At 40.0% G+C, this 18,715-nt stretch carries 17 protein-coding genes; 12 read left to right on the plus strand and 5 right to left on the minus strand.

Annotated features, from left to right (window positions below):
- Nucleotides 1-26: 26 nt before the first annotated feature.
- Entirely contained in the window at nucleotides 27-1,382 is a 1,356-nt protein-coding gene (locus HY063_12280; protein MBI3502559.1) for a T9SS type A sorting domain-containing protein, read from the plus strand.
- On the opposite strand, the gene HY063_12285 is transcribed toward HY063_12280, so the two are convergent.
- On the minus strand, nucleotides 1,365-2,006 hold the full coding sequence (locus tag HY063_12285) for a rhomboid family intramembrane serine protease (GenBank protein MBI3502560.1): 642 nt from the start codon (nucleotides 2,004-2,006) through the stop codon (nucleotides 1,365-1,367). The two genes, HY063_12280 and HY063_12285, sit on opposite strands and share 18 nt — an antisense overlap.
- A 180-nt stretch (nucleotides 2,007-2,186) precedes the next feature.
- On the opposite strand from HY063_12285, the gene HY063_12290 reads away from it, so the two are divergent.
- From HY063_12290 to HY063_12315, 6 genes are read left to right on the plus strand one after another with little or no spacing between them, the layout of a single operon-like run.
- Nucleotides 2,187-4,454, plus strand: coding sequence for an aconitate hydratase (locus HY063_12290; GenBank protein MBI3502561.1), 2,268 nt, complete (start codon nucleotides 2,187-2,189; stop codon nucleotides 4,452-4,454).
- Between the two features lie 43 nt (nucleotides 4,455-4,497).
- Entirely contained in the window at nucleotides 4,498-5,586 is a 1,089-nt protein-coding gene (locus tag HY063_12295) for a DUF4421 family protein (GenBank protein ID MBI3502562.1), read from the plus strand.
- A gap of 56 nt (nucleotides 5,587-5,642) precedes the next feature.
- On the plus strand, nucleotides 5,643-6,335 hold the full coding sequence (locus tag HY063_12300) for a carboxypeptidase-like regulatory domain-containing protein (protein MBI3502563.1): 693 nt from the start codon (nucleotides 5,643-5,645) through the stop codon (nucleotides 6,333-6,335).
- A 15-nt stretch (nucleotides 6,336-6,350) separates the two neighbouring features.
- Complete coding sequence (locus HY063_12305) at nucleotides 6,351-7,118, plus strand: ChbG/HpnK family deacetylase (protein ID MBI3502564.1); 768 nt, start codon at nucleotides 6,351-6,353, stop codon at nucleotides 7,116-7,118.
- Nucleotides 7,115-7,870: a glycosyltransferase gene (locus tag HY063_12310; protein MBI3502565.1), complete on the plus strand. Its 756-nt coding sequence runs from the start codon at nucleotides 7,115-7,117 to the stop codon at nucleotides 7,868-7,870. Before HY063_12305 ends, HY063_12310 begins: the two co-directional genes overlap by 4 nt.
- Entirely contained in the window at nucleotides 7,867-9,012 is a 1,146-nt protein-coding gene (locus HY063_12315; GenBank protein ID MBI3502566.1) for a DUF2029 domain-containing protein, read from the plus strand. Before HY063_12310 ends, HY063_12315 begins: the two co-directional genes overlap by 4 nt.
- Nucleotide 9,013: 1 nt before the next feature.
- Here HY063_12315 and HY063_12320 read toward each other — a convergent pair whose 3' ends face one another.
- Complete coding sequence (locus HY063_12320; protein MBI3502567.1) at nucleotides 9,014-10,453, minus strand: aminotransferase class V-fold PLP-dependent enzyme; 1,440 nt, start codon at nucleotides 10,451-10,453, stop codon at nucleotides 9,014-9,016.
- A 71-nt stretch (nucleotides 10,454-10,524) separates the two neighbouring features.
- On the opposite strand from HY063_12320, the gene hemE reads away from it, so the two are divergent.
- Nucleotides 10,525-11,547, plus strand: coding sequence for a uroporphyrinogen decarboxylase (gene hemE, locus HY063_12325; GenBank protein ID MBI3502568.1), 1,023 nt, complete (start codon nucleotides 10,525-10,527; stop codon nucleotides 11,545-11,547).
- Between the two features lie 182 nt (nucleotides 11,548-11,729).
- Here hemE and HY063_12330 read toward each other — a convergent pair whose 3' ends face one another.
- Nucleotides 11,730-12,104, minus strand: coding sequence for an LUD domain-containing protein (locus HY063_12330; GenBank protein MBI3502569.1), 375 nt, complete (start codon nucleotides 12,102-12,104; stop codon nucleotides 11,730-11,732).
- An 11-nt stretch (nucleotides 12,105-12,115) separates the two neighbouring features.
- Nucleotides 12,116-12,364, minus strand: a complete 249-nt coding sequence (locus tag HY063_12335; protein ID MBI3502570.1) for an LUD domain-containing protein — start codon at nucleotides 12,362-12,364, stop codon at nucleotides 12,116-12,118.
- A 90-nt stretch (nucleotides 12,365-12,454) separates the two neighbouring features.
- On the opposite strand from HY063_12335, the gene HY063_12340 reads away from it, so the two are divergent.
- From HY063_12340 to HY063_12355, 4 genes are read left to right on the plus strand one after another with little or no spacing between them, the layout of a single operon-like run.
- The gene (locus HY063_12340; protein MBI3502571.1) at nucleotides 12,455-13,735 is read left to right on the plus strand and encodes an MFS transporter; all 1,281 of its coding nucleotides are present in this window, start codon (nucleotides 12,455-12,457) and stop codon (nucleotides 13,733-13,735) included.
- Nucleotides 13,732-14,454, plus strand: a complete 723-nt coding sequence (locus HY063_12345) for a (Fe-S)-binding protein (protein MBI3502572.1) — start codon at nucleotides 13,732-13,734, stop codon at nucleotides 14,452-14,454. Before HY063_12340 ends, HY063_12345 begins: the two co-directional genes overlap by 4 nt.
- A 35-nt stretch (nucleotides 14,455-14,489) precedes the next feature.
- Nucleotides 14,490-14,981 (plus strand): hypothetical protein, encoded by a 492-nt coding sequence (locus HY063_12350; GenBank protein MBI3502573.1) that lies wholly within the window; start codon nucleotides 14,490-14,492, stop codon nucleotides 14,979-14,981.
- A 42-nt stretch (nucleotides 14,982-15,023) separates the two neighbouring features.
- Complete coding sequence (locus tag HY063_12355; protein ID MBI3502574.1) at nucleotides 15,024-18,236, plus strand: M1 family metallopeptidase; 3,213 nt, start codon at nucleotides 15,024-15,026, stop codon at nucleotides 18,234-18,236.
- Here HY063_12355 and HY063_12360 read toward each other — a convergent pair.
- A complete protein-coding gene (locus HY063_12360; GenBank protein ID MBI3502575.1) occupies nucleotides 18,233-18,715 on the minus strand; it encodes a hypothetical protein in 483 nt (160 codons plus the stop codon). The genes HY063_12355 and HY063_12360 overlap by 4 nt on opposite strands.

The following is an 18,715-nucleotide window of genomic DNA, read 5'->3' on the forward strand; positions in this document are numbered from 1 at the left end:
CATAAGTTTGCTTATTATTTTTTTTAATGAAAAAATATTTACTTGCTTTTCTCATTTCGCAAATCTCCTGTTTTGCTTACGCGCAATCAAAAATTTGCCTCGACATTGGCCAGCCGATTGATAATTCTTCAGGGCAGATTTATTTAAATTATTCCGAGATAGCGCAAACCTGCACTCCGAATATTCGTTTGAATTTTATTCTCGGTCCGTGGAATTCTCCCGATGATGTTACGCTTCACAACGGAAAAACATGGAAGCAAACCTACGATGAGATGGTGGATAGTTTGGTGAACCGCGGTATTCAGATTTACGGATTGATTGGCGCGCAAATTCAGCCCAACTCTATAGGAGATTTGCTTATTGCTTATCCGAGCGATAACACTGCCGATTCTGCCGCTGCTGCGCAGTGGGAGCAACTTTATGTTTACAATTTCGTGAGCGTGGTGGATAAATTCAAAGACCGCGTTCACACATTTGAAAGTTACAACGAGCCCAACAACTGGGATAACGGATGGACTTCGGTGGTTTGCACGCAATGGTTCGCATACATTCTTCAGGATATTTATCTGAACGTAAAATATTTTAACGGGCATTGGAATGACCCTGCATGGCAGGTGAATTTAATTTCGGGGGCTCTGTTCACATTCGATGCAAATGATGGCTCGCAATATTTGGACGACACCTATTGGTACGGGAAAAATGTTTGGGCTTGGGACTGGACGAATCAGGAAACCGGAAGTTATCCGCTCGATGGAATCGGTCAGCATTTATATGTAGAGCAGGGAAGTTCGGTACCGTCCACTATCACCACCGCGCTGAACAAAAACATAAACGGCATGTGGAATATTATTGCGAAATGGGAAGGCAACAGCACTCCCAAAAAAATCTGGGTTTCAGAATTCGGCTGGGAATCTTCAAATGTAACGGAGCAGGGGCAGGCGGATAATCTGAAAAATTCTTTTGCTCTTTTTCTGAATGACAACCGCATTGCGCTTGCAAACTGGTTTACGTTTATGGATTGGCCCGGAGCATACTGGGGATTATATTACTTCGGAAATTTTTCTCCCTCCGACAGGAAACTTGCTTACTTTGAATTTCAGAAACTCACCAATTGCAATCCTGTTTCTGTTTCTGAAAATCTGAATAAAGAAAAATTTTCTCTGCTGTTTGATGCTGCTGCGGGAAATTATATTTTAACATCTCCTTCCCGGGAAAAATTAAAAATTGAAATCTGGAATTCAGTAGGAGAAAAAATTATAGAACGAAATATTCCGGGTGGAACAAGAAATCTCATTATTAATAAGGAAAACAGGCCCAGCGGAATTTATTTTCTTCGTGCAGAAACAGAAAATAATTTTTCGGTTTTAAAAATTATCTTCTGAATTTTCTTTTGGAAAAGTAATTTCATTTTCTTCTTTCTCATCTTCCCATTCAAACTTTTTTGCCTGCGGCCCTTCCTTTCGGAAATAAAATGCTGTAATAATTCCTGCCAGCGAGCCAAGCAAATGCGCTTCCCACGAAATGGTCGGATAAATCGGAAACAATCCCCACACCAAACTTCCATAGAGAAAAACCACCAGCAGCGAAAGCACCATGAGCGTTCGCTCTTTGCGGATTATTCCGCTGAAAAAAAGAAAAGCCACGAAGCCGTATACCAATCCGCTCGCGCCAACATGATACGCTTCTCTTCCGGCAGCCCACAGCCAGATTCCGCTCATGAGATAAACCCAGAAGAAAACCGAAAAAGCAATGGGGCGGTAAAAATAAAATGTGATGGCGCCCAGAATTAAAAGCGGAATGCTATTTGAAAAAAGGTGATTGAAGGAACTATGAATGAGCGGGCAGGTGAGAATGCCAAGGAGCCCCTGCCACGAGCGCGGGTACAAACCAAACTGGATAAAATTAATTCCGAAAACGTTTTCAAAAATCTTCACTCCCCATAAAATCGCCACAAAGAGGGAAGGAAAAAAAATGCTTCGGAAAATTTTTTGTTTCTCTTCGTTCATACAATTTATACATCCAATTTCAGAAAAAGTTGTCAATCACCGTGCCGATAATAAATTCATGCCATTCAGGCATATTTCTTATACTAAGAAAATATTCATCCTTTATAAACAGCATTTTTTATTATTTGTAAATTCGCCAGCACTCAAATAAATGAACGCAACATCAAAATAATAAATTCCATGGCATTCGACATCAATGTAATTAAAAAAGTGTATTCAGGTCTTCCCGAAAAAGTTTCTACAGCGCGAAAAATTATCGGAAGACCATTAACCTTCACCGAAAAAATTCTATACGCGCATCTCACCGAAGGAATGCCTTCAACATCTTATGAGCGCGGAAAATCATACGTGGATTTTAATCCCGACCGCGTTGCGATGCAGGATGCCACCGCGCAAATGGCGCTTTTGCAATTCATGCAGGCGGGAAGAAAAAAAGTTGCAGTGCCGAGCACCGTTCACTGCGACCATTTGATTACCGCGCAAAGCGGAGCCAAAACAGATTTGGAGCGAGCAATAAAAGTGAATGAAGAAGTTTATAATTTTCTTTCCTCCGTTTCGAATAAATATGGAATTGGTTTCTGGAAACCGGGTGCAGGAATTATTCACCAGGTGCTTCTGGAGAATTATTGTTTCCCAGGAGGAATGATGATTGGAACGGATTCTCATACTGTAAATGGCGGAGGACTCGGAATGATTGCAATCGGAGTCGGAGGCGCGGATGCATGCGATGTGATGGCAGGATTGCCGTGGGAATTAAAAATGCCGAAACTCATAGGAGTAAAACTCACAGGGAAATTAAGCGGTTGGACTTCATCAAAAGATATAATTCTGAAAGTGGCAGGAATTCTCACCGTGAAAGGAGGAACCGATGCCATACTGGAATATTTTGGCGAAGGCGCGGATTCTCTTTCGTGCACCGGAAAAGGAACCATTTGCAACATGGGCGCGGAGATTGGCGCAACTACTTCTATTTTCTGCTACGATGAAAAAATGTCTTCCTATTTGAAAGGAACCGGGAGAAAAGATGTGGCGGATGCTGCGGATAATGCGAGCGAACATTTGCGCGGAGATAAAGAAGTATACGAGAATCCTAAAAATTATTTTGACGAAGTAATTGAAATAAATCTTTCGGAACTTGAACCGCACGTGAACGGACCGTTCACTCCCGATTTGGCTTGGCCTATTTCAAAATTTGCCGAAGCGGTAAAACAAAATCAGTGGCCCGCTGAATTGGAAGTTGGATTAATCGGTTCGTGCACCAATTCTTCCTATGAAGATATTTCGCGCGCTGCTTCGCTGGCAAAGTACGCTGTGGAAAAAGGATTGAAAGCAAAATCTGAATTCACTGTCACGCCCGGTTCGGAACAAGTTCGCTACACAGTGGAGCGCGATGGGTATTTGCAATGGTTTGAAAAAATGGGAGGAGTTGTTCTCGCGAATGCCTGCGGTCCTTGCATCGGGCAATGGGCGCGCCACCGCGTGAAACCTGAACCGAAAAATTCCATCATCACTTCATACAATAGAAATTTCGCGAAGCGAAATGATGGTGACCCGAACACGCACGCGTTTGTTGCTTCGCCAGAAATTGTAACTGCGCTTGCGCTCGCGGGAGATTTAACTTTCAATCCGCTGAAAGATTCTCTGGTAAATTCCAAAGGAGAAAAAATAAAATTGCCCGACCCCAGCGGATTGGAACTTCCTCCGAAAGGTTTTGACGTGAAAGATGCCGGCTACCAGGAACCCGCAAAAGACGGAAGTACAGTGCAGGTAAATGTGAAACCGACTTCCGACCGTTTGCAAATCCTCGAACCGTTTCCCGCATGGGAAGGAACCGATTTAAAAAATTTGAAACTGCTCATCAAAGCAAAAGGAAAATGCACCACCGACCATATTTCTATGGCGGGACCTTGGTTGAAATACCGCGGGCATCTCGATAATATTTCAAACAATATGCTGATTGGCGCAATCAATGCGTTCAACTTAAAAACAAATTCGGTAAAGAATCAGCTCACGGGAAATTACGATGAAGTGCCGAAAGTGCAACGCGCTTACAAGAATCAGCATATCGGTTCAATCGTGGTTGGAGATGAAAATTACGGAGAGGGTTCTTCGCGCGAACACGCAGCGATGGAACCGCGTCATCTCGGAGTAAGAGTTGTGCTCGTAAAATCTTTTGCGCGCATTCACGAAACAAATTTGAAAAAGCAGGGAATGCTCGCGCTCACTTTCTCGGATAAAAATGATTACGATAAAATTCAGGAAGACGATACTATTGATGTGCTCGGCTTAACTGAATTCACTCCCGGAAAACATTTACAACTCGTACTTCATCACAGCAAAGGCGACCACGAAATAATCAAAGCAAATCATTCCTACAACGCTCAGCAGATTGAATGGTTTAAAGCGGGCGGTGCGCTGAATATTATCCGTGCGAACGTGAAAACATAGAAAAAACTCTGGAGTTTTTACAATCTTCAGGTTTTAATTCAATATGAAAAAAATAGTTTCTCTTTTTTTATTTATTTTTTCTTTTTTATTCCTCTTCTCTCAAAAATCAACTTCAGTTTCTGCATCGGCAACATCATCCGATACAAATAAAACCGACACGAATTATGTAAAGTTTTATAAAAACAAACTGGTGATTGCACTCTGGCAATCGGAAAGAAATTTTGACATTACAATTGCTCAAAAAAATTTTCCTGATTCCGGAAAATCAACTGTGAATTATATAGCAAACTCAAATCACGTTTCAGGAATTTCACTCGATTATGATATTCTCTCGCTCGCATTCGGCTACAAGTCCATTCCTTCGGGAGATAAAAGAACCGGCAATACAAATTACCTCGACCTTGGCGCCAATATTAACACAAGCGGTTTTCGCTTTGAAAACAGTTACAGAAGATACACGGGATTTTACGATAAGAATACTCCCAAGTATGTTCAGCCATTTACCGATACAACTTTTTATTTTCAGAATCCTTCGCTAACTATTCACCAGATAAAATCAAAACTTATTTACACTATTTCCCATAAACGGTTTTCGCTCAGTGGAGCGTATGCAAATGTAAAGCGGCAGATAAAATCGGCAGGTTCAATTTTATTGGTATATAATTTTTATGGGCTTTCTATGCGCAGCGATTCTTCTTTTATTCCTCCTTTGCTGCAAAAATATTATGGGCCGGTATGGGATGGGCTGCATCGAATGAATATTTATGCTTACTCTGCCGGTGCGGGCATTACGCGCACGTTTGTTTTCTTCAAAAGATTTTATCTGAATTTTTTTGCCTCGCTCGGGCTTGAACGGCAGTACAGGCATTTTTATTTCTATTCGGAAAATTATCATTACAGCTATTGGAAAACCTGGTTTGCAGGCGACTGGCGAACTGCATTCGGCTATAACGGAAAAAGATTTTTCATTCGCATATCAAGCATTTATGATTTGAATAATTATGAATCGAATGCGTTACGGTTTGAAATGAAATTTATCATGGGCTCTTTCGATTTCGGCTATCGCTTCAATTTCAAACCGCCAAAGCCCTATAGAAAATTTCAGGAAACAAAATTCCACAAAATGCTTTAAATAGTACCTTCAAGAAAAAAAGCTTGCACAAAAAATTCTTTTCTGTAATTTTATTTATGCTCTGTGAAATTTCCTTTTCACAGACAATAAACGTGAAAGGAATTGTTTTTGACAAAGACAGCGCAACTCCAATGCCATTCGCTTACGCGGTTGACAAAAATTCTTCAAACGGAACCGTTGCCAATGATGAGGGAAAATTTTCTCTCAGTATTCAATTTGGCGATACGCTTGCCTTTTCTTATTTGGGATACAACATGACAAAAATTTTTACTCACACGCTGAAGGACTCGGTAAAAAATTTTTCACTGCGTCTTAAAATTTTTCTCCGGCAAAAAACTGTGGAACTTAAACCTCTAATTATTACTTCGCATTCATTTACAAAGGAAGAAAAAGAATATTACGAACGAAGAATAGAAGAGTACAAGAGAATGTCTTCGCTGTTCACATCAAACTCCTATGGAGGAGGATTGAATATAGATGCATTGTATTATGCCTTGAGTAAAAAAGGGAAAGAGTTGAAAAAACTTTCCGGGCTTTACCAGCAATTATTAATTGACGAAATAAAAGAGAACCGCATCAGCGCTGATAAAATAAGAATGATTACGGGCAACGATACGCTGAACACAAAAGATTTTTTGAACTTTTGTTTTTTGCCCGACCAATTTATTCTATCGGCTTCCGATTATGATTTGTTTCTCTCAATAAAAAGATGCTATAGAGAATATTTGTCAAGCAGAAGAAAAAAATAATTTATTTTCGTTGGAATGAGCCGTAAAAAAATTCAACTCTGTATCAATGCCGATGATTTTGGGTTTTCTCCCGAAATCAGCAGGGGAATTTTGCATATGATAGAAGAAGGGCTGGTTTCCTCCACCAGCATTATGGCTTCGCATTGCTCCGGTGATGAATGGAAAAAAATTTCAGAGAAAGAAAATATTTCCGTGGGGTTACACTTTTCGCTTACTTCGGGCTGTAATCATTTTGCAGCAAATTGCAAAAATCAATACGTGCTTGCACGAAAAATAGTTTCCGGAAAAATTAAATCAAGAAATATTCTTGATGAGTTATTCGTGCAATATGAAATAGTTAGAAAAAATTACTCCGAAGAAATTACGCACATAGATACTCATCAGCACATTCACATTCTTCCTGTTGTTGCCCGCGCTATTAAAAATTTTTCGGCTGAAAAAAAAATACCTTACTTTCGTATTGCCAGGGAAATTTCTCCGGGGATATCTGTAAAAAAAATTCTTTTTAATTTATTCGGGAAAAAATCTGCTATTCCGGTTTTCGGCTTGAATATGATGGGAAAAACTTTTACTGCAAAAAACATTCTGCGACATTTTGAATTTTTGAAAGAAAAAAATATAGGCAAAGCAATATGGATTGTTCACCCGGGATATAAAAGCGATAAAATAAAATTTTCAGATTCGTACAACGAGGAAAGAGAAAGAGAAATTAAATCGCTTCTTGAAACGAGAAATAAAATTTTTGACTTTGCTGAAATTGTTCCGCTGAATGAATTAGTATGAACCGGCTAACACTCATAATCCCCTGCTATAATTCATCTTCTTTTATTCAAAATTCATTTGCTACACTCGATAATTTTATTTCCACAAGAAGTCAGATTTCACTTTTTTTCATAGACGATTGCAGCGCGGACAATACGTTTGAACTTCTCTCTTCGCTGCAAAAAAAATCATTGAATGCCGCGCGTATTCAGGTTCAGAAAAATAAAATCAACCTTGGAAAAGGCGGAACACTTAAGCGCGGAATTACAGAAATCAAAGACGGATTGATCGCGTTCACTGACCCTGACTTAGCATACGATTTGGAGAACCTGGATAATTTTTATTCCACTATTTCTCCCAAACAAATTTTAATCGCCAACCGTGTTCATCCCGATTCGCGCTATTTAGTGCCTCCGCAGTTTTTCAGATATATTTTTACGAGGCATCTGTCCAGCCGTTTTTTAAATTTATTAGGAAGAACTTTTCTGGTGGAAAGGCTGGAAGACAGCCAGGCTGGGTTGAAAATGTTTTTTGCGGAAGAAATAAAACCGTTGCTGAAACTTTCCTGCAAAAACGGTTTTAGTTTTGACTTGGAATTACTTTGCATAGCACAGAACAATGCAATAAAAATTATTCAGATGCCGGTGAATTTCCGCTATGACCACGAAACCACAACGGTGTCTTTTCTCGGAGATGCAATGAAATTATTTTCTGATTTGTTCCATTTATATTTGCGAAAAACATCTGGAAAATACAAACTAAATCGCAAGTGAAAATACGTTTCCTGAAAGAAAAAATACTCCGATATAATTTTCTTCTGATAGTTTATGTGGTTTCAGCCGTAGTATTTTTTTTGCCTCGTGTAATTTCCAAGGACTATAATAATTACCAAATCTTTTCGCATTCATTCGATATTTTGAAAGTGAATGGAAATCTTTATCTCGCACACCCGGAATACTACTGGGATTTATACCGCTACACTCCTTCCTTTGCTGTGCTCATCTCTCCGTTTTCTTTTTTTCCTGAATCCATTGGAGTTCTGCTGTGGAACATTTTGAATGCTGCGATTTTATTTTTTGGAGTAAAAAATGTTTTCAGAAAAGACGAGCGTAAAGGCGCGCTTGTTCTCTGCATTATTTTTATTGAATTCATCACTGCCATTCAGAACTGCCAGGCAAATGCACTTGTGACGGGAATTATTCTTCTTGCCTTTGCGGGGTTCGAAGAAAATAAAATTGTTCGGGCTGGATTTTTTGTAGTACTGAATTTATTTATCAAGATTTACGGATTTGCTTCCGCAGCACTTTTTCTTCTTTATCCGAAGAAGATGAAATTTATTTTTTCGTCCGCACTTTTTTTTATAGCATTTATTTCTTTGCCATTGATTTTTATTTCTCCGCAGGAATTAAAAGAGCAATACAAGAGCGAATTTGCATCGGTGATTAGTTACAGTACCGGACTTTCAATAATGGCGGTGGTTTCTTCCTGGTTCAAAATTGATTTTAATTTTTTATGCGTGCAGGTTCCTGCTCTGTTTTTTCTTTTACTGCCTGTTGTATTTCTTATTTCACACAAGGAAGAAAAAATAAAATATCTTTTTATTTCTTCCATTATGATTTTTCTTGTTTCATTTAATCAAATGGCGGAATCTGCCACGTACATTATTGGCGTGACAGGCGCTGCAATGTGGTTTGTTAATTCGGAAAAAAATAAAATAAATATTTTTTTATTGGTTCTGCTGATATTTTTCTGCATTCTTGCCCCGAGCGATGTTTATCCGAAGTTCCTGAGAGAAAACTTTTTTACTCCTTATAAAATAAAAGCAGTTCCGCTTTTTATTATCTGGCTCAAAGTTCAATATGACATTTGGAAAATAATTCTGGTGAATCCAAAATTATTTTTTCAGGCGACATAATTTATTTTCTCTCCAGCATTTTCACTTTTTCATCAAGCACTTCAAGCAGCGTATTAATTGTTTTCAAGTGCGTGCGGAATGCAAGGCAGGCAAGGCGCAAAGTAAATTTTCCATCGAGCAGGGTAGATGAAATAAAAACTTTTCCGTCTGCAACCACTGCTTCCAGAAGTTTTTTGTTAAATTCATTTGCATCTCCTTTCTTCGGAATCCATCTATATGTGCAAACAGAAAGTTCGGGTTCAGGGCCGGTTTCAAAACTACGTTTCTGAATTTCTTTATGAAAATATTTTGCAAGTAAAAGTTTTTCTTCCAGGCAGGCGCGGAAAGGTTTCAGACCCATCAGTTTCAACGGAAGCCATAAACGCAAGCCGCGAAAATGTTTGGTAAGTTCTGGAGATAAATCAGCAGGAGAAAGTTCATCTTCTTTTCCAAGAGCATCCTGTAAATACTGCGCCTGGTAATAATGCGACTCCTGTAAATGTTTAACCTCTTTCACCAGAATAACGCCAAGCCCATAGGGAAGAAACAATCCCTTGTGCGGATCAATCACGAGTGAATCGGAAAGTTCAATGCCTTTCAATTTCTTTTTTCCTTCATCGGTGAGAATAAAAAATCCTCCGTAAGCCGCGTCAATGTGATACCATAAATTATTTTTCTTTGCGATGTTTCCGATTTCTTCCAGCGGGTCAACAGCACCTGCATCGGTTGTTCCTGCAGAAGAAATGACAAGAAAAGGATTTAATTTGTTTTGTCTGTCAAGCGAAATTTGTTTTTCGAGTTCAACCGAATTCATTTTATACCGCGCATCCATCGGCACATGGCGCACTATGCATTCTTTCAATCCCGCAATACGAATTGATTTTGCAACAGAGTGATGAACCTGCTTTGTAAGATAAATTACACTCTGCGAAATATTTTTTGAAGAAATGTTTTTTGCATCGCGCGCGGTTACAATTCCCATCAGGTTTGCAAGCGAACCACCTGAGGTGAGATTGCCTCCACAGTTCTGAGGATAACCAACTGCCTCCGCCATCCAGCGAATGAGCATATTTTCCATGCGCACCGCACCGGGGCCGGCATAAAAAACTCCGGCATAGCGATTGAAAATATCCGCAAGATAATCTCCGAGCGCGGAATAATAAATTCCTCCTCCCGGAATGTAAGCAAGATGTCCGCCTGAAGCAGGATTGAGTCCCGGAAAGTCAACATTCTTCTCAAGAAGTTTTATGGCTTTTGAAATATCAATCGGCTTTTCAGAAATCGGGGATGAAAGCAAATCAATTCCTTTACCGGATGTCAGATTATATGCATTTAACTTTTCAATCTCATTCAGAAATTTTTCGCTATAGGAAATAACTTTTGTTCTTGTTTTTTTCCGCTGAGAAGAAGTTGGCTCGAGCAATCGGGAAATTTTTTCTAATTCTTTTAACTTCTTAACCATTTTGCGAATGTGCTAAAAAGATTCTTACAATTACATGACATCTGCTTTTTTGTATTGTACTATTTTCGCTCATGCTCAAGAATGATTTAATTCTTCGCGCTTCAAGAGGAGAAAAAACCGAACGCACACCTGTTTGGCTCATGCGCCAGGCAGGAAGAGTTTTGCCTGAATACAGAAAAGTTCGTGAGAAAGCAAAAGATTTTATTTCGTTCGTAAAAAACCCGGAACTCGCTGCAGAAGTTACCATTCAGCCGGTAGAAATTTTTGGCGTTGACGCTGCAATTATTTTTTCCGACATACTTGTAATCCCTGAAGCAATGGGTTTGCCTTATAAAATGATTGAAGCGAAAGGTCCGCTCTTTGAAAAAACTATTCGGACAAAAAAAGATATTGTCCAATTGCAAATCGCGCAAGGAGAAGATTTAAAATATGTAACTGACGCGATTAAAATTGCAAAGAAAAAATTAAACGGAAAAGTTCCGCTGATTGGTTTTTGCGGAGCGCCCTGGACAATTTTCGCTTACATGATTGAAGGAAGCGGAAGCAAAACTTTTTCGAAAGCGAAAAAATTTCTCTATACAGAACCGGAACTTTCACGGGCGCTTCTTGAAAAGATTACGGAGAGTTCGATTAATTATTTAAAAGCGCAGATTACTGCAGGCGCAGACCTCATTCAGATTTTTGATTCATGGGCGGGAATTTTATCTCCTGAAATGTATTCCGGGTTTTCGCTGAAATATATTTCTGAAATCTGCAATTCGATTTCTGAAGTTCCTAAAATTGTTTTTGCTAAAGATGCACACTTTGCAAGAAAAGAACTTTCAAAACTCACTTGCGAAATGATTGGACTCGACTGGACAATGGATATTTCAGAATCACGAAAACTCATAGGAGAAAACAAAACTTTACAGGGAAATGCCGACCCCTGCTTGCTGTATGCTGATTTCTCCGCCATAAAAAAAGAAACTAAAAAAATGCTTCGCGCTTTTGGACCCACACATCATATTGCAAATCTTGGTCACGGGCTTTATCCGGATACGGATGTTGACAAGGTGAAATGTTTTGTGAATACAGTGAAGGAATTCAGATTTTAATTTTCTTTCTCACAATTTCTCCAAAAGATTTTTTTCAATTTTACTTTCCAGCCAGGAAAGGATATCAAATTCCTCAAACGCTTTTTTCTCGAAGTCTGACAGAAAAAGTGTTTATCTCCAAGTAGTATTTGTATAACCTTATTGCAAATCCCTTTCGAAATGCCGGAGGGGATTTTTATTTTTCAGAAACCAAGGACTTCATTCACAAAAATAAGTTCTATTTTTCTTTTTGACTCAAACTCTCTTTCGAAAATCAGAATTTTAGAAACCGAAGAACCAACACTGCCATGTTCTTTCATTCGTTTATCTTCCAGCGGAAAACAATGCTCGCGGATTCTTTTTATTCCGTCTTCAAGTGTGGGAACTATTTTATTTACGCTCACCACAAAAATAACATGCTCGCTCGTGTATGCAATAGAAGGAATCTGGCTTCCCGATGCCGATGAATTCAGAATTTGCCCGCTTTCAGTAACTGCCTGCGCGCTCACAATAAAATATTCTGACAGCACGCTTTTCTTCCGTAAATCTTTTTGAATCGCTTTATCTTTTTCATTCACGATTTCTATTTTCAGATTTCTCCAGAGATGCCCGCTGATTTTAAATAATCTTTGAACCCAATTTGCTCCAGCGTTGTAGAACCTCCGGTCATCACTTCGGCTCCGGGCGGAATTAATTCTTTCAGAAGTTTTAACCCTTCAAATTTATTTTCCGCATAGTGCATAGTAATTCCTCTCAGCAAAAGCGAAGAGGATACTTTGTCAACTACTGCTTTTTCCGGCAGCGTTGTATAGTTTTTAGAAATTGTTTTTGTTTCCATACTACTGCTGAGTAAAATAGAATGCCTGTTAACTACTTATGCCTTATACCGTATACTTTTATTTCCTTTATTGTGTAGGTTTGTGCACACATGCTTCAAAAAGGAAACAAAAAAATTATTACCGCCTGGAGTTTTTATGACTGGGCGAATTCGGTTTACCCGCTTGTTATTACTTCCACCATTTTTCCAATCTACTATTTATCGGTTACAAAAAATGAAAATGGAAACGCAGTTCATTTTATAGGAAGAGAATACATTAATTCCACTTTGTATGATTACGCGCTTGCATTCGCTTACCTGGTTATTGCACTTATCTCTCCTCTCCTCTCGGGCATTGCCGATTACAGCGGAAGCAAAAAAAGATTCATGCAGTTTTTTTGTTATCTCGGTTCGCTCTCGTGCGCTGCCATGTATTTTTTTACGGGCTTGGAAAATTTATGGATTGGAGTTCTTACGGTCATTCTCGCCTGCATCGGCTATTCGGGAAGCATTGTTTTTTACAACGCGTATCTTCCTGAAATTGCCGAGCCAGAACATCACGACCGCGTGAGCGCAAAAGGTTTTGCCATGGGATATATTGGCAGTGCGCTTCTTCTCATTCTGAATTTAGCGATGGTGATGAAGCCGGAATTTTTCGGATTGGAAAACACCGCAACGGCTACGAGATTTTCTTTTCTCACCGTTGGCGCGTGGTGGATTTTATTCGCGCAGATTCCTTTTTATTATTTGCCGGATAATGTTTACGGGCACAAACCGGAAGGGCATTATCTCTTCAATGGTTATCTCGAATTGAAAAAGGTCTGGAATGAATTAAAACAGCATAAGCAACTCGCAAAATTTCTCTCCGCCTTTTTTGTTTATAACATGGGCGTGCAAACGGTGATGCTTGTTGCAACTCTTTTCGGAAGCAAGGAATTAAAACTGGAATCTTCGCAACTCATCATTGTAATTCTTGTCATACAATTTGTCGCAATCGCAGGCGCATATTTATTTTCTTTCGTCTCAGGAAAAAGAGGAAATATTTTTACGCTGAAGTCCGCGACAATTATCTGGATTGGAGTTTGCATTGCCGCTTACTTCACCTATACGGCCAATCATTTTTATATTCTCGCAGGAATTGTCGGGCTGGTGATGGGAGGAATTCAATCTCTTTCGCGTTCCACCTATTCCAAAATGCTTCCCGAAACGGAAGACCACGCAACTTATTTTTCCTACTATGATGTTACCGAAAAACTTTGCATTGTCTGCGGAATGGGATTGTTTGGATTGCTTGAACAACTTTCCGAAAGCATGCGCAATCCGATTCTTGCCTTGGTTTTATTTTTTGTTGTCGGATTTATTTTACTTTTGAGAATACCAAAACAAATATGATAGTTGACATATTTATTCCCTGTTTCATTGACCAGCTTCACCCAAATGTTGGGCTGAACATGGTAAAAGTTTTAGAAAAACTCGGCTGCGGAATAAATTACAATCCTGAACAAACCTGCTGCGGACAGCCTGCTTTCAATGCAGGTTATTGGGATGAAGCTCGCGAGGTGGGAGAAAAATTCATCAAGGAATTTCAGAATGACAGATACATTGTTTCTCCTTCGGCATCGTGTGTGGGGTATGTAAAAAATTATTATCCGGAAATGTTTCACAACTCCACTATGCACAATGCTTACAAGCAAGTGCAGCGGAATATTTTTGAGTTCTCAGATTTCCTGGTAAATGTTCTGAAGATTACAAATCTTGGCGCATCGCTGAAAGGAGTTGCAACGTATCATGATTCCTGTTCTGCGCTGCGCGAATACGGAATCAAGCGCGAGCCGAGAACGTTGCTTGAAAAAGTTCGCGGACTGGAACTCCGCGAAATGAAAGATACGGAAACCTGCTGCGGATTTGGCGGAACTTTCTCCGCAAAGTTTGAACCCATTGCCGTGGGAATGGCAGAGCAAAAAGTGAAGAACGCTTTGGAAGTTCATGCCGAATATATTATTTCCACCGATATGTCCTGTCTGCTGCATCTTGACTCTTACATCAAAAAGCAAAAACATAATATGAAGGTGATGCACATTGCGGATGTTTTAGTTTCCGGTTGGGAATAGCCGCCACTAATTACACTAATTGACACGAATTTTTTATGAAACAACTTTTGGAAAATCACACTGCTTACAATCTCTGGGCGAACACGCGCATAACAGATTTACTAAAAAATAATTCTTCTCTTCTCGACAAAGAAGTGAAAAGCAGTTTTCCTTCGCTGAGAAAAACAATGTATCACATTTGGGGTGCGGAAGAATTATGGTGGAAGCGTTTGCACGGTGAATCACTCTCAAAAGTTCCTGCGATGGACTTTACAGGAAGTTTTGAGGAAGCGGCAAATAATTTTCTTTCCCTTTCAAAAAATTTTACAGAGCATATAAAAACAAAAGATGAAAACTATTTGCAGACAAATTGCGCTTACAAAGACACGCGGGGAAATTCTTACACCCAGCCATACTGGCAAATGATTTTTCACTGCATGAACCACAGCACGTTTCACCGCGGGCAAATCATCACCATGCTGAGGGAATTGGGTATTACAACAATTCCCGCTACCGACATGATTGTTTACTTTAGAGAATCTAAATAGGATTATCTCGGAATCTTTATCTTCGCCCATTATTCTTTTTACATGAAAAAAACTATTCTTCTTTTCCTTTTTAATTTTTCCTTTTTAATTTTTAATTTCTCCCAGGTGTACCGCTCCGCTGCAAATTCCTATTACTGGAAAAACCGTAAGCCCTTCGAAGGTTACTGGCAGCAGGATGTGCATTATAAAATTTTTGCGAAGGTGGATGAGAAGACCGATATTGTGAGCGGCAACGAAGAACTCACGTACTACAATAATTCTCCCGACACGCTTCGCTTTGTTTATTTTCATTTATACCAGAATGCTTTTCAGCCGGGTTCTTACTTTGATAAGATGACGAAAGAAAACGGAGTGAAACCAAAATACGGTCATTACGAAGCGCAGGGGAAAAATGAAGTAATCGAAAATCTTTTTGTGGGCAGCGAGCCCGCGAAGATGGAACTCGACAACACGATTCTGAAAGTTTATTTGCCCGAGCCGCTTTTGCCGAATGATTCAGATAAATTCCAGATTGTTTTTAAATCCTATTTTGATTCGGGCACGCAGCGCAGAAGAATGAAAATGTTTAACAGTTTTCCAAACAAACATTACGATGGCGTGCATTGGTATCCGCGCTTATGCGTTTACGATAGAAAATTCGGATGGGAAACCGACCAGCACATGGAAAAAGAATTTTACGGTGACTTCGGAACGTATGATGTGGAAGTGAACTTCGCAAACAATTATATTGTGGAAGCTACAGGGGATTTGCTGAACCGCAGCGAAGTTCTTCCCGATGAACTCAGAAAAAAATTAGACATCAGCAATTTTAAATCGAAGCCGATGTTCTCTGCGCCTTCGGTAATTATTCCGTATGACTCCACAGAAAAATCGCGCAAGACGTGGAAGTATCACGCCATCAACGTTCACGATTTTGCTTTCACTGCCGACCCGACTTACAGAATCGGTGAATCGGAATGGAACGGAATAAAATGTATCGCGCTCGCACAAGAGGGTGTTGCTGCGCGCTGGCAGAATGCTGCCGATTACACAGCGAAAATTATTAAAACCTATTCGGAAGATTTCGGAATGTACGCGTATCCGAAAATGGTGGTTGCCGATGCGCGCGATGGAATGGAATATCCCATGCTCACGCTCGATGGCGGCTGGGATCCGAACTACCGCGATTTATTTACGCACGAAGTCGGGCATAATTGGTTTTTCGGAATGGTGGGAACAAATGAAACCTACCGCGCGTTTATGGACGAGGGCTTCACGCAGTTTCTCACTTGCTGGAGTTATGAAAAAATTGACGGGCAAAAAAGAATTCAAACTCCGTCCGCTTCAAAATATGTGGAACGGTTTTCAAATACGGATTACGTACGCAACTCAGAAGTTTATCTTCCTTACATGATTGACGCCATTCACGGGGAAGAAACAAATATCAGCCGCCACTCGAATGATTTCAACACCGCGCTTCGTCATGGTGGCGGATACAGACAAGTTTATTTTAAAACTGCTGTTATGCTTTACAATCTTCAATATGTTTTGGGCGATGAATTATTTCTGAAAGCCATGCAGCATTACGTGAGCCAGTGGAAAATTGCGCATCCGTATCCGGAAGATTTCCGCAACTCAATTATTCAGTTCACGCACGTGGACTTGAATTGGTTTTTTGATGAGTGGCTGGAAACATCCAAGACGATTGACTATGAAATTGAATCCGTGAAGCAAACAAAAAATCCCGGAGAATATAAAATTACGTTCGAGCGGGAAGGACAATTGCAAATGCCTATTGACTTTGTTGTGATTGCAAAAAATGATTCCGTTCATAAGTTTCATATTCCGAATACATGGTTCGTGAAGAAAACAGACGCAACTGTTTTGCCGAAATGGTATGGCTGGGATAAAATTCAACCAACTTACGAAGCCGTTGTGAAAATTCCTTCGGGCATCAAGCAGGTGATTATTGACCCGAGCGAGCGACTTGCCGATGTGGACATGCGCAACAATAAATTTCCCATGGAGGTTTCTTACAACTTCGATTCAAAAATTAATAATCCTCCCGACTGGACGCAGTATGAAGTTTTCACCCGCCCCGATGTGTGGTATAATTCATTTGATGGCGTGAAAGCCGGAATTCACATCAACGGAAATTTTATGAACTACTACGATGCGTTTGACGCAAACTTCTGGATTAACTCCGGGCTTGCGCAGGGAAAAGTTGATTCTACCATCAGCAGAAATGCATTCAACAATGTTTCTTACCGGTTGAATTATAAAACTTCCACAGACAAGTTTGTGAAAAATTCTTCCGTGAATATTTCTATAAAACATCTGGACGGACTGAATGCTTACTCCGCAGGTTTTGAAAAGCGCGATAAAAATAATCTGAACCGCGTGTATGGGTTTTTCAAATCCATGATTCGCCAGCGCTACGAAGACCGCGCGTATCTTTTATTCCCCGATGAATGGGATAACGGAATGCTGAACAACACCATCAATCTTGGCTATGAGCATAATTACAATTATAGTTGGGGAACAGGAAAAATAAATCTAGACTTGCGTTCTTCAACCTTAATGAGTGATTACGATTATGCGAACGCGCATTTAACCGTTGTAAATAAAAATCGTCTCGGAAAAAAATTAAACTGGAACACGCGCTTCTTTGTTCAGTATGGAACAGGAAAAAATTCTCCGAAGGAATCCGCGCTTTATCTCGCAGGCGCAAACCCGGAAGAATTGATGGAAAATAAATTCACGCGCTCGCGCGGATTTTTTCCCGATGAGTGGATGGGGTATGGCGCAAACGTAAATCATTTTCAGATGGGAGGAGGATTAAACCTGCGCGGATACGCGGGTTATCTTGCTCCGCAGGAAGATGCAAACGGAAATATAAAATTTGTTTACCGCGGAAATTCGGGAGCAGCGTTCAACACCGAACTGGAGTTTGACCAATTGTTCAAATTCATTCACATCACCGATCAGAACGGAATTATCAAATGGGCGCAGAAAACTTTTAAGTTGAACACGTATTTGTTTGGAGACGTTGGCGTGCTGAATTATAATTCTTCGTCTGAGAATTTAAAACTTGCCGACTTCCGCGCAGATGCGGGCGCAGGCGCAGCGCTCACCATAAAAAAATGGGGACCGCTTCAAAAAGTTGACCCGCTCACCATTCGCTTCGATTCTCCGTTCTTCTTAAACAGAATTCCTGCCGTGGAAACAAATTACACTGCGTTCAGATGGATGATTGGGGTGAGCAGAACTTTTTAATTCATCTTCTTCAACTGCGTTCCGTACATAATAATAAAAGCGGCAGTAAAGATTGCGTTGATTCCAACTGCGAGAATGGAAAGCCAATTTACTCCCATAAAAACAAATGGCATGAGTGTCCAGAGAATTTGCGCGGTGGTATAAAAAAGAAATCCCGCTTTCTTAACATTCCACATCATCCAAACGCCAATCACACTCATAGTAGCAAGTAATATCGTAGAGAGAATCATCACCGTCCAGTGCTGCGACATCCGCTCAAGCATTGCCATAATATCATTCATCATTCCGGAAAGTGCGGGCGGAGCATTGGAGTAATCATTCATGCTTTGCGTCTGCTTTATGATTTCAATATAGGTCTCCATGAAGTTCGGCATTAACAGAGAAGGAATATTGAAAAGAATATTCAATCCTCCGTTTATAAAACTTAAAATGCAAAGCACTGTGAGAAAAGTGCTGCGTTGGTTGGGAATTGTTTCCAT

The organism is Bacteroidota bacterium (assembly GCA_016195025.1).
Taxonomy (GTDB): domain Bacteria; phylum Bacteroidota; class Bacteroidia; order Palsa-948; family Palsa-948; genus Palsa-948.

Coding starts and splice junctions, on each gene's coding strand:
- HY063_12335 (MBI3502570.1), bottom strand. CDS start 12,364: ATGGAAACAAAAACAATTTCTAAAAACTATACAACGCTGCCGGAAAAA.
- HY063_12305 (MBI3502564.1), top strand. CDS start 6,351: ATGAGCCGTAAAAAAATTCAACTCTGTATCAATGCCGATGATTTTGGG.
- HY063_12290 (MBI3502561.1), top strand. CDS start 2,187: ATGGCATTCGACATCAATGTAATTAAAAAAGTGTATTCAGGTCTTCCC.
- HY063_12355 (MBI3502574.1), top strand. CDS start 15,024: ATGAAAAAAACTATTCTTCTTTTCCTTTTTAATTTTTCCTTTTTAATT.
- HY063_12340 (MBI3502571.1), top strand. CDS start 12,455: ATGCTTCAAAAAGGAAACAAAAAAATTATTACCGCCTGGAGTTTTTAT.
- HY063_12280 (MBI3502559.1), top strand. CDS start 27: ATGAAAAAATATTTACTTGCTTTTCTCATTTCGCAAATCTCCTGTTTT.
- HY063_12320 (MBI3502567.1), bottom strand. CDS start 10,453: ATGGTTAAGAAGTTAAAAGAATTAGAAAAAATTTCCCGATTGCTCGAG.
- HY063_12300 (MBI3502563.1), top strand. CDS start 5,643: ATGCTCTGTGAAATTTCCTTTTCACAGACAATAAACGTGAAAGGAATT.
- HY063_12350 (MBI3502573.1), top strand. CDS start 14,490: ATGAAACAACTTTTGGAAAATCACACTGCTTACAATCTCTGGGCGAAC.
- HY063_12345 (MBI3502572.1), top strand. CDS start 13,732: ATGATAGTTGACATATTTATTCCCTGTTTCATTGACCAGCTTCACCCA.
- hemE (MBI3502568.1), top strand. CDS start 10,525: ATGCTCAAGAATGATTTAATTCTTCGCGCTTCAAGAGGAGAAAAAACC.
- HY063_12295 (MBI3502562.1), top strand. CDS start 4,498: ATGAAAAAAATAGTTTCTCTTTTTTTATTTATTTTTTCTTTTTTATTC.
- HY063_12310 (MBI3502565.1), top strand. CDS start 7,115: ATGAACCGGCTAACACTCATAATCCCCTGCTATAATTCATCTTCTTTT.
- HY063_12285 (MBI3502560.1), bottom strand. CDS start 2,006: ATGAACGAAGAGAAACAAAAAATTTTCCGAAGCATTTTTTTTCCTTCC.
- HY063_12360 (MBI3502575.1), bottom strand. CDS start 18,715: ATGGAAACAATTCCCAACCAACGCAGCACTTTTCTCACAGTGCTTTGC.